The 9,992-nt window shown below is 70.7% G+C and carries 9 protein-coding genes; 2 read left to right on the top strand and 7 right to left on the bottom strand.

Features of this window, described 5'->3' with window-relative positions; genetic code table 11:
• Positions 1-420, top strand: a 420-nt coding sequence (locus FV228_RS11470; RefSeq protein ID WP_147854745.1) for a sensor histidine kinase, incomplete at its 5' end; no start/stop codon positions are given.
• 28 nt (positions 421-448) lie between these two features.
• Here FV228_RS11470 and FV228_RS11475 read toward each other — a convergent pair.
• Positions 449-691 (bottom strand): hypothetical protein, encoded by a 243-nt coding sequence (locus FV228_RS11475; RefSeq protein WP_147854746.1) that lies wholly within the window; start codon positions 689-691, stop codon positions 449-451.
• A 399-nt stretch (positions 692-1,090) separates the two neighbouring features.
• On the opposite strand from FV228_RS11475, the gene FV228_RS11480 reads away from it, so the two are divergent.
• A complete protein-coding gene (locus FV228_RS11480; protein ID WP_147854747.1) occupies positions 1,091-1,207 on the top strand; it encodes a type II toxin-antitoxin system ParD family antitoxin in 117 nt (38 codons plus the stop codon).
• A gap of 433 nt (positions 1,208-1,640) precedes the next feature.
• On the opposite strand, the gene FV228_RS11485 is transcribed toward FV228_RS11480, so the two are convergent.
• From FV228_RS11485 to FV228_RS11510, 6 genes are all read right to left on the bottom strand, one after another.
• The gene (locus FV228_RS11485) at positions 1,641-2,726 is read right to left on the bottom strand and encodes an ABC transporter permease (RefSeq protein WP_246693887.1); all 1,086 of its coding nucleotides are present in this window, start codon (positions 2,724-2,726) and stop codon (positions 1,641-1,643) included.
• 53 nt (positions 2,727-2,779) lie between these two features.
• Positions 2,780-3,796: an ABC transporter permease gene (locus FV228_RS11490; RefSeq protein WP_147854749.1), complete on the bottom strand. Its 1,017-nt coding sequence runs from the start codon at positions 3,794-3,796 to the stop codon at positions 2,780-2,782.
• Complete coding sequence (locus FV228_RS11495) at positions 3,793-5,628, bottom strand: ABC transporter substrate-binding protein (RefSeq protein WP_246693886.1); 1,836 nt, start codon at positions 5,626-5,628, stop codon at positions 3,793-3,795. Before FV228_RS11495 ends, FV228_RS11490 begins: the two co-directional genes overlap by 4 nt.
• A 278-nt stretch (positions 5,629-5,906) precedes the next feature.
• Entirely contained in the window at positions 5,907-6,785 is an 879-nt protein-coding gene (locus tag FV228_RS11500) for a hypothetical protein (protein ID WP_147854751.1), read from the bottom strand.
• Positions 6,785-8,626 carry an ABC transporter ATP-binding protein gene (locus tag FV228_RS11505; protein WP_147854750.1) on the bottom strand — a complete coding sequence of 614 codons (1,842 nt, stop codon included), beginning with the start codon at positions 8,624-8,626 and terminating at the stop codon, positions 6,785-6,787. The genes FV228_RS11500 and FV228_RS11505 overlap by 1 nt, the downstream gene beginning before the upstream one ends.
• Positions 8,623-9,423, bottom strand: a complete 801-nt coding sequence (locus FV228_RS11510) for a polysaccharide deacetylase family protein (RefSeq protein ID WP_187277705.1) — start codon at positions 9,421-9,423, stop codon at positions 8,623-8,625. The genes FV228_RS11505 and FV228_RS11510 overlap by 4 nt, the downstream gene beginning before the upstream one ends.
• Positions 9,424-9,992: the final 569 nt, after the last annotated feature.

Below are 9,992 nucleotides of genomic sequence, written 5' to 3' on the forward strand. Positions count from 1 at the left end.
GGCCACGCCTCGCGCTTCGCCGTGATCGGCCCGGCCCTGCGCCTGCCGCCGCGGCTCGCCCTGTCGATCGCCATGGCGCTGCACGAACTCGGCACCAACGCGGTCAAGTACGGTGCCCTTTCGGTCGAGGGCGGCACGGTCGAGATCTCCTGGACGGTGCGGCGCGAGGCGGAGATCCGCCTGTACCTGCGCTGGGCCGAGCGCGGCGGTCCGCCGGTGAAGAAGCCCACGCGTACCGGATTTGGCTCCCGCCTGATCGAGCGCAGCCTCGCCCGCGAGCTGGCCGGCGAGGTGGCGCTGACCTACGAGGAGACCGGCGTGATCTGCACGATCGATGCGCCGGTCCCGCCGCCCGGGCTGCTGGAGCGCAAGAGCGCCGGCGCGCCGGCCCGGATCGCGCCGCTGCCGCTGGCGGGGTAGGGCGGTATTTCGATGGACGGGCCGTCGATCAGTGCCGATCGAAGCGGCGGGCGCTCCGCGCGTCGCGCTGCGCGTTGATGTACGCATTCTCCTCGCGCCGAGCGCGGTCCCTGTCTCGCCGGGCCTGCTCGCGGGCAAGCTCAAGCTGCTTCCGCTGGCTGGACTCGATGTCCTTCAGGATGTTGAGCTCGCGCTGCCTTTGGAAGTCCTGGGCCAGGGCGGGAACGGCCATTGAAACGATGAGGGCAGCGATACAGGCGACGATACGCATGGATGATCCTTCCGAATATCGATGGTTCACGTCGCGCTTCTGGTGATAACGAAGCGTCCCTGCCGCGACGCGATGAAGATGAGCGGATCCGCCGAGATTATGCTCGGCGGATTGGTCCCATCTAAGACTGTTCCGTACTGAACACATGCTGAGCGGTTTTTTTCAAAATTGCTCAACCAGCGACCCGAGGGCGGTTCGATCCTCGGTTTTGCTCCGCGAGGTCGACCGGCAGGACTCGACCGGTCATGCCATTCTGCCAAACGACAGGTTGGAAGGGTCACCGTCCCGAATGCCTGCGCTTCGTCGGGCCTAACGGCTTATTCCGGCATGGCGCAGCGCGACGACCGGTCCTCGAGAGGTACCCAGTTCCGGTACATTTTCGGCCCTGCGGGATCATCCATGTCCCGGAACACTTCGGACTCGCACGGCGACCACCTTGCGCGGTTCATCGATCGGCAGGTGGAGGGCGGGCGCTTTGGACGATACATCTTCCGAGGGTTGATCCCCCATACCTGATAACCCGCACCGTCGTTCCGGGGCGCCGCAGGCGAGCCCGGAACCCAGAAACGCTGTCGGTGCAAGAACTTGGCACGCCGATGGTTCTGGATCCCGGGCTCCGCTGCGCGGCCCCGGGATGACGGCGTGTCGAGGCACGGGTCAAGCCTTCTTTAGAAGACGACCGAGCCTTCCGCCCAGAGCAGGGATCCCGAGTCCAACGTCTAACCCGGAACTGTCGAGCGACAGCTCACGTCCGGCTTTCGGCCGCCCCGCGCCGTGGCATCTCCGGGATCTGGGGCTTTGCCGCCAGACGTGGAAGCACGGCTAACACCGTGTCGTCGAGGGAATCGGTGGATCAGACGCGATCGCGGTCACGCGCATCCTGCATCACCGGATCGATGACAGTCCTCGTATGTAGGCGGGGCCGCCCGCGCGTCGCCCCGACCCATCCTCAATGATACGGATCGGCCGCATCCCGCAGCCCGTCGCCCATGAAGTTGAAGGCCAGCACCGTCACCAGCACCGGCAGGACCGGCAGCAGCAGCCAGGGATAGAGCTGCACCGCCGCCAGGTTCTGCGCCTCGTTGAGCAGCACGCCCCAGCTCGTCACCGGCGGGCGCAGGCCCAGCCCCAGGAACGAGAGGGCGGTCTCGCCCAGGATCATGGTCGGGATCGACAGGGTCGCCGAGGCGATCAGGTGGCTCATGAAGTTCGGGATCAGGTGGCGGCCGATCACCCGGGCCGGCGAGGCGCCCATCAGCTCCGCGGCCTGGACGAAATCCTCCTCGCGCAGGGCCAGCAGCTTGCCGCGCACCGCCCGGGCGAGGCCCGGCCAGTCGAGCAGGCCGAGGATCACCGTGATGCCGAAGAAGATGAGCAGCGGGCTCCAGTTCGGCGGCAGGGCGGCCGACAGGGCGAGCCAGAGCGGCAGCTCGGGCAGCGAGCGCACCACCTCGATCAGGCGCTGCACCCCGGCATCGACCACCCCGCCGAAATAGCCCGCGATCCCGCCGAACAGCATGCCGAGCGTGAAGGAGATCGCCACGCCCACCAGGCCGATGGTGAGCGAGATCCGCGCCCCGTAGATCATGCGGGAGAACAGGTCGCGCCCGAGCCGGTCGGTGCCGAGCAGGAACAGCGTGCCCGTCTCCGGCGGGCAGACGACGTGGAGATCGGTGGCGATCAGCCCGAGCCAGGCATAGCCGTCGCCCCGGCATAGGAAGCGCAGGGGCTGCGGCTGCGACGCATCCACGACGTAGTCCCGGCGGAACGTGTCGAGGTCCAGATGCGCCCGGTAGGGATAGACGAACGGCCCGAGAAAGCGGCCGTCGTGGAACAGGTGCACGCCCTGCGGCGGCGCGTGCAGGAAGTCGCCGTTGCGCCGGGCCTGGCCGTAGGGCGCCAGAATCTCCACGAACGGCACCGTCGCATAGAGCGCCAGCAGGATCAGCGCCGAGGCCACGGCGATCCGGTGGCGCAGGAACTTCCGGACGATCAGCCGCCAGGCCGAGGCGCTGCCGGCGGGGTTCTCGCCCACCGCGTGCGGCTCGAACGGCGCCGGATCAACGAAGTGGGCGGTGCGCGGGCCGGTCACCGCGCACCCATGCGGATGCGCGGATCGAGCCAGACCAGGATCAGGTCGGAGATCAGCATGCCGACCAGCGTGAGGCCGGCAACGAACATCAGGATGAACCCAGCCATGAACTGGTCCTGGCTGCGGAGCGCATCGAGCAGGAGCGGCCCGACCGTCGGCAGGCTGAGCACCAGCGAGACCAGCACCGAGCCGGAGACCAGGTGCGGCAGCAGGTTGCCGATGTCGGCGACGAATGGGTTGAGCGACATCCGGAACGGGTATTTCAGCAGCGCCCGCATCGGCGGCAGGCCCTTGGCCCGGGCGGTGACCGTGTAGGGCTTGGCCAGCTCGTCCAGCAGGTTCGCCCGCATCCGGCGGATCATCGCGGCGGTGCCGCCCAGCCCGATCACCAGGGTCGGCACCACCAGGTGCGCCAGGAGCGAGCGGATCTTGGTCCAGTCCCAGGGCTGGTTGGTCAGCGCCGAATCGTAGAGCCCCCCGATCGACAGGCCGAACCAGCGGTTGGCGTAGAACAGCAGGATCAGCGCCAGCAGGAAGCCCGGGACGGCGAGCCCGACATAGCCGAGCAGCGTCACCACCGCGTCCCCGAAGGTGTGCCGGTGGGTGGCGGAATAGATCGCCGCCGGGATCGCGACCACGTGGACGAAGACCACCGCGGTCAGGTTGATCAGCAGGGTCAGCCACAGGGCGTCGCCGACCACGTCCGCCACCGGCTTGTCGTACTCGAACGACCAGCCCCAATCGCCCTGGAGCAGCCCGGAGAACCCGACCGGCCCCGGCATCAGGCCGATCCACATCAGGTATTGCTCCCAGACCGGCCGATCGAGCCCGTACTGGCGGATCAGCAACTCGGCCTTGGCCACGGAGCCCGCCTCGCCGCTGGCGCGCAGCTCCATGATCCGATTGGTCAGGTAGTCGCCCGGCGGCAGCTTGATGATGAGGAACACCAGGGCCGAGATGACGAGCAGCGTCAACGCCATGGTGACGATGCGGCGGAGGATCTGGACGATCACCGGACCTCCGCGCGCGTGTCGGCGCCCTTGTCCCAGAACACCTCGTCCAGGCGCTGCACGCCGATGAGCGCCGTGGGATCCCAGGCGTACAGGGCGCGCCCGGGCAGGTTGGCGAGGCGGTCGGCCCCGACCACCGGCTGCAGCGCGCCCGCCACCGTGCCGATCACCCAGGTGTTCTGCGCGTGGTTCATCAGCATCTCGCGCCAGATCGCGGCCTGCCGCGCGGCGTCGTCGGTGTGGCGCCATTCCCGGTCGAGGTCGAGCAGGTGCTGGACCTCCGGGACGTCGCAGGCCTCGCCGGACTTGCCCCGGCTCTCGACGTTGGCGCTCCAGAGCGGCCAGGCATAGTGCTCGGGCTGGGCCGGGCTCAGCTCGGTGGGCGGCATGATCGCGGTCGGCACCGCGAGGTCGAGGCCCTGGGCTGCGACCATCACGGTCATGCCGGCGATGGAGCGGCGGTGCAGGTTGGTCCGCTCCTGCGGCTTGGTCACGAGGCGGATGCCGACCTCGCGCCAGAACTCGGTGATGAGCAGGAGCGCGTCCAGCACCATCTCGGCCTCGCCGTCGCTGTCGACCACGACCTCCATGGCGCGCCCGTCGGGCATCAGGCGGATGCCGGAGCCGTCGCGGCCGGTGAGCCCGATCGCGTCGAGCAGGCGTGCGGCCCCGGCCGGGTCGTAGCCGGCGTGGAGCGTGCGCAGCTCCGGCGTGTAGAGCGGGCTGTCGGCCACGATCGTGTCGTTGCCCTCGGTGCCCAGCCCGAACAGCAGCGTGTTGTTGAGCGTCCGCCGGTCGATGGCGAGCGACAGGGCCTGCCGGTAGCGCACGTCCCGGTTCAGCGCCCGCCAGCCGGGATCCCGGGTGGTGAGGTTCGGGTAGAGCGCGATCTCGGAGCCCCGCGCCACGGGCCACAGGTTGGTGCGGTAGCCGTGGGCCTTCTCGCCCTCCTTGAGGCTCGGGATGTCCGGCATCGACAGGCCGCGGAACATCAGGTCGGCCTCGCCGGCATTGGTCTTGGCGACCAGCAGCCCCTGCGAGGCGACGTCCATCACGATCGTGTCGACGTAGGGAAGCTGGGTCCCGGCGGTGTCGACCCGGTGGTAGCTGCGGTTGCGCTCGAACCGGAAGCGCGTGGCCGGCGAGCGGGTCCGCGGCACCCAGCCCTGGAGGGTCGGGCAATCCGGGTTGTTCAGCTCGTAATTGTCGTCGAGGCGGTTGTGCAGGGCCGCCCAGCCGCGCAGCTTCAGCGCCTTGGCCTTCGCGTCCGCCGCCTCCTTGCCGAGGTAGCGGGCGTGGACGGTCTTGAGGTAGTGCGCCGGCCGGTAGATCAGCGGATCGCGCGGCGCCGCGAGCGCCGGCAGGAACATCGGGTTCGGCCGGTCCCAGCTGAAGCGGATCGTCACCGGGTCGAGGAATTCGACCTTCGGGAGCTTGCCGTCCACGAGGAAGAACACCGGCGGCCCCTCGGGGCTCAGGGCCTTCTCGTTGGCGACGTCCTCCCAGTAGTAGCGGAAATCCTCGCTGGTGAACGGGTGCCCGTCCGACCAGCGGTGGCCCTGGCGCAGGGTGAAGGTGAAGACCCCGCCGTCCACGTCGATCCGCTCCAGCAGGTCGGGCCGCAATTGCAGGTCGGCATCGTAGCCGACGAGCCGCGTGTAGCCGTAGACCGAGAGGTAGCGGACATCCCGGGCCTTCGCGATCAGCGTCCGGATCGTCCCGCCGGCGGTCCCGGTGCGGCGGCCCCGGGCGGCGAGGTCGATCACGAAGGGTTTTTCGGGCGGGGCGGGGGCGTCGGTCGGAGGGGTGTCGGCGAGTGCCTTGCGCGGTGGCAAGAGTAGCGCGGCAGCACCAAGGCCCGCGATCAGGGCGCGGCGGGAGACGCCGCTTCCCGCGTGACCACGGTTGAACTTCGGCTCATGCGAGTCGCGACCTACCCCCTCTCCCGTGCGGGAGAGGGTTGGGGTGAGGGACCAGGGTCTTCCGGAAAAGTCGTACCCCTCACCCTGTCCCTCTCCCGCACGGGAGAGGGGACCCGCGGCAGGTTCGGACGCGTGGGCTTCCAAGCGTTCGCCGAGCGGAGCAGGGTGGCCGTCGCGGGTTTCGAAATCGCTCACGACCCGCCCCCCGCCACCGGATGCAGCGCCACGTAGGTCAGCCGCGCCGGCGAATACCCCGTTGCCCGGTGCAGGTCGTCGAAGGCGTGCGCGCGAGCGATCAGCCGGCCGGCCTTGCGCACCAGCGGATCGTTGGCCGGCTGCTCGAACGGGCGGCCGTTGCGGGTCCAACGGATCGGCTCGGAGCCGGGATCGGGGTTGGTGATCATCGCGATGGTCGGGTGCGCGGGGCCGCCATGGGCGTGGATCCGGTGGCCGGCGGCGTCGTCGTCGAACAGCAGCCGGGTCAGGCCGCGGGCTTGCGCCTCAACGACCCGGCGTCCCTGGGCGACGTGGTCGTCGAAGAACGCCACCATGACCGCGGGATCGATGCCGGACCAATCCACCGTGGACCAGTCGGCGGTGCTGTAGCGGGCCTGCGGGTCCCGATACTGGAGCCCGGACAGGTCGGGGTCGTGGCAGAAGATCCGGGCTCCGGGCCGCGCCATGCGGATCACCCAGGTGGTGAGCCCGCGGAACACCCCGGATTCGATGACGACATCCGGCTTCAGCGCCCGCATCGCCACGTAGAGCTGGAGCGCGCCGTTGAAGCCGCTGCCGCCCCGGCGCTGCCGGACCGGGGCGGTGGGGATCAGCTCCCAGAACTCCCGGACCCAGTCCAGGAGATCGCCGTCCGGCGCGAGGCCGGCGGCGGAAAGATCCCGCTCCAGGATCGCGGCGGCCGATTCGAGCAGGATCGTCACCTCGCGCGGCGAGGTCGGGCGGTGGCTCCAGTCGGGGGCGGCCGGGACGAGGTCGTAGCCGAGGCGGTCGAACAGGGGCGACAGCACCTTGCGGCGCAGCCGTTCGAGCATCACGGGCGGGCGGCCCTGCATCACGCGGCCTCCGCGTCCTGGGCGGCACCGAACCGGACCCGGTGGCCCGCCTCGATCGCCCGCATCGCGCCGGCCTCGTCGGGGCCGAGACGGTAGGGCTCCGCCCAGCGGGTCGGGTCGTTCTGGTCGCCGGTGATCGCCGCGAAGTCGAGCGGGCGGTCGAGGCTCGGGTCCGGCACGGCGGCGAGCAGCGCCCGCGTGTAGGGATGGACCGGGCGGCGGAACAGGGCGGCGCGGGGCGCCTCCTCGACGATCCGGCCCCGGCACATCACGCTGATCGTATCCGCCATGTAGTCGATCACTGCCAGGTTGTGGGAGACGATCAGGTAGGACAGCCCGAGGGCCGCTTGCAAATCCTTGAGCAGGTTCAGGATCTGCGCCTGCACCGAGACGTCCAGCGCCGAGACCGGCTCGTCCAGCACCAGCAGGCTCGGCCGCGGCGCCAGAGCGCGGGCGATGCCGATCCGCTGGCGCTGCCCGCCCGAGAAGGCGTGCGGGTAGCGGCTGAGCCCGCTGGCCTCCAGGCCGACCATCGCCATCAGCTCCCGGCAACGCGCGCGCCGCTCGGCGGCGGGCACGCCGTGGATCTCCATGGGCTCGGACAGGATCTGCCGCACGGTCATGCGCGGATCGAGCGACGCGTAGGGATCCTGGAACACGAATTGGACCGTGCGGCGGTAGGCGAACAGCGCGTCGCCGGAGAGCTTATGGACGTCCCGCGGGCCGCTCCCGTCATCGAACAGGATCTTGCCGGAATCCGGCGCCAGCGCCCGCATGATCATCTTCGAGACCGTGGTCTTGCCCGAGCCGGATTCGCCGACCAGCCCCAGGGTCTCGCCGGCCGCGAGGCTCAGCGACACGTCGGAGACGGCACGGACGATCCGGGGCTTCTGCCACAGGCGCCCGGCCCGCAGGGTGAAGCTCTTGCTGACGCCCTCGACCCGGAGCAGCGGCCCGGCGGGCTGCGCCGGCTTTTGGACCGGTGGGATCTCGGCGCGCGCCGGGCGGATCGGGGTCAGGCGCTCGCCCGGCGCCATGTCGAACCGCGGCACCGCGTGGAGCAGGGCCCGGAGATAGGCGTGGCCGGGCGCCCGCATCACGGTCTCGCGCGGGCCGGCCTCGACAAGGCGGCCGCGGTACAGCACGGCGACGTCGTGGGCGATGTTGGCGACCACCCCGAGATCGTGGGTGATCAGCAGGATCGCCATGCCGGTCTCGTCCTGGAGCCGGGCCAGCAGGGCGAGGATCTGCGCCTGGGTGGTGACGTCGAGCGCCGTGGTCGGCTCGTCGGCGACCAGGAGGGCGGGCTCGAGGATCAGCGCCATGGCGATCATGGCGCGCTGGCGCAGGCCGCCGGACAGCTCGAACGGGTAGGTCTTCAAGGCGCGCTTCGGGTCCGGGAAGCCGACCCGGGCCAGGGCTTCCTGCGTGCGCGCGTCGGCCTCGCGGCGGTCCGCACCGGTGTGGATGCGCAGGGCCTCGCCGATCTGGTCGCCGATCGTATGGAGCGGAGACAGGCAGGTCATCGGCTCCTGGAAGATCATGGCGATCCGCTGCCCGCGGATCGCCCGCATCGCCGAGCCCTCGGTGTCCAGCCGGGCGATGTCGATCTCCGCCGGCCCGTCGCGGAACAGGATCTGTCCGCCGGCGATCGCGGCCGATCTCGGCAGGATGCCCATGATCGCCTGGGCGGTCACCGACTTGCCGGAGCCGGATTCGCCGACCAACGCCAGGGTGCGCCCGCGCATCACGTCGAGCGACAGGCCGTGCAGCGCCGCGAACGGTCCCGTCTCCGTGCGGAAGGTGACCGCGAGGTCGAGGATGGACAACAGCGGGCTCAACCTGTCCTCGCAGCGGGTGAGACCGGAAGATTAGATGCCACAGCGCCGGTTTCCACCATGGCACCGGAAAATAGGCTTTGGGGATCGAGACATGTCACGGCCGGATGGTCGCGGAGGACCGCGAGCAGGTCGGCCACGAAGGCCCAGATCGCCGCGTCGTGGACGCGGTGGTGGGTGAGCAGGCCGACCGGGCGGGACGGATCGCGGGTGATGCCGGCGGCGAGGTCGCGCAGCAGGTCGTCGGGGTCGCGCACCGAGCGGGTGCCGCGCCAATCGATGGGGTCGAGGGTGGCGTCGGCCCGGACGAGCCCCGGGATCGCCGGTCCCGGCACCGCCGAGAGCCCGCGATAGCCGAGTCCCGGCAGGGCGGCGGCGAGGTCCGGGGCGAACCGGTTCCAGGGCGGCACGAAGACCGGCAGCAGCAGCGCCTCCGGCAACCGCTCCTGGGCAATCCGCAACCCGGCGGCGGCATCCGCCACGCGCGCGTCGAGCGGGCGGTGCGGGCCGAACTCGGCGGCCTTCTCGCCCGGGGGGGCGTGATCGTGGTGGGCCAGTCCGTGCACGGCGACGCGCACGGACTTCGCCGAGGTCAGCCGTACCCCGAGGGACGGCTCGATCCCGCTCGGGATCGCGGCGAGCAGGAGCGGCGCGTCGTGCGCCTCGGCCAGGGCGATCAGCCGGTCGAGGGCAGGGGTCGCCGCCACGACATCGTCGTCCCGCCACCAGAACCGCACGCGCCGGCTGCTTGCGGCCGCTTCGTCCAGAGCTTCCCGCAGGGCGATAACGCCAAACCGCACGCTCTCCCTCCCCCCTCTGCGGGGGAGGGTGGCCCCCGAAGGGGGTCGGGAGAGGGGAGCAACGGTGCAGGATGAGGCGATGGCCTTCACACTGGCTCCGCTGTGTCCTGAAGCCGGGTTCCCCTCTTGCGGGACTTCGTCCCGGCCCGACCCCTGCTGACGCAGGGGCCACCCTCCCCCGCAGAGGGGGGAGGGAGCGCGTGGGTGGCCGCTCTTCTGATCCCCGGAGGCGGCGAGGCTCACCGACTCACCCGTGCCATCCGCGACATGCCCCCTCTCCCGTGCGGGAGAGGGTTGGGGTGTGGGGACAGGTCCTTCCGGAGCAGACGCACCCCTCACCCTGTCCCTCTCCCGCACGGGAGAGGGGACCCGCGCTTCGATCGGCACCGCGAGCGCCCGCAACAGATCCTCGACGATCGCGACCGTCCGCGCCGTACCGCCGAGATCGATCCCGTGCGGCCCCGGCGGCGTGGCTCGGAGCTGTGCGTCCACCGCGTGCAGGAGCGTCTCCGCGCTCAGCGCGGCTTCCGGCAGCACCCGGGCCAGCCCCCGGGCAGCGAGGCATTCGG

The organism is Methylobacterium sp. WL18, from assembly GCF_008040015.1.
Classification (GTDB): domain Bacteria; phylum Pseudomonadota; class Alphaproteobacteria; order Rhizobiales; family Beijerinckiaceae; genus Methylobacterium; species Methylobacterium mesophilicum.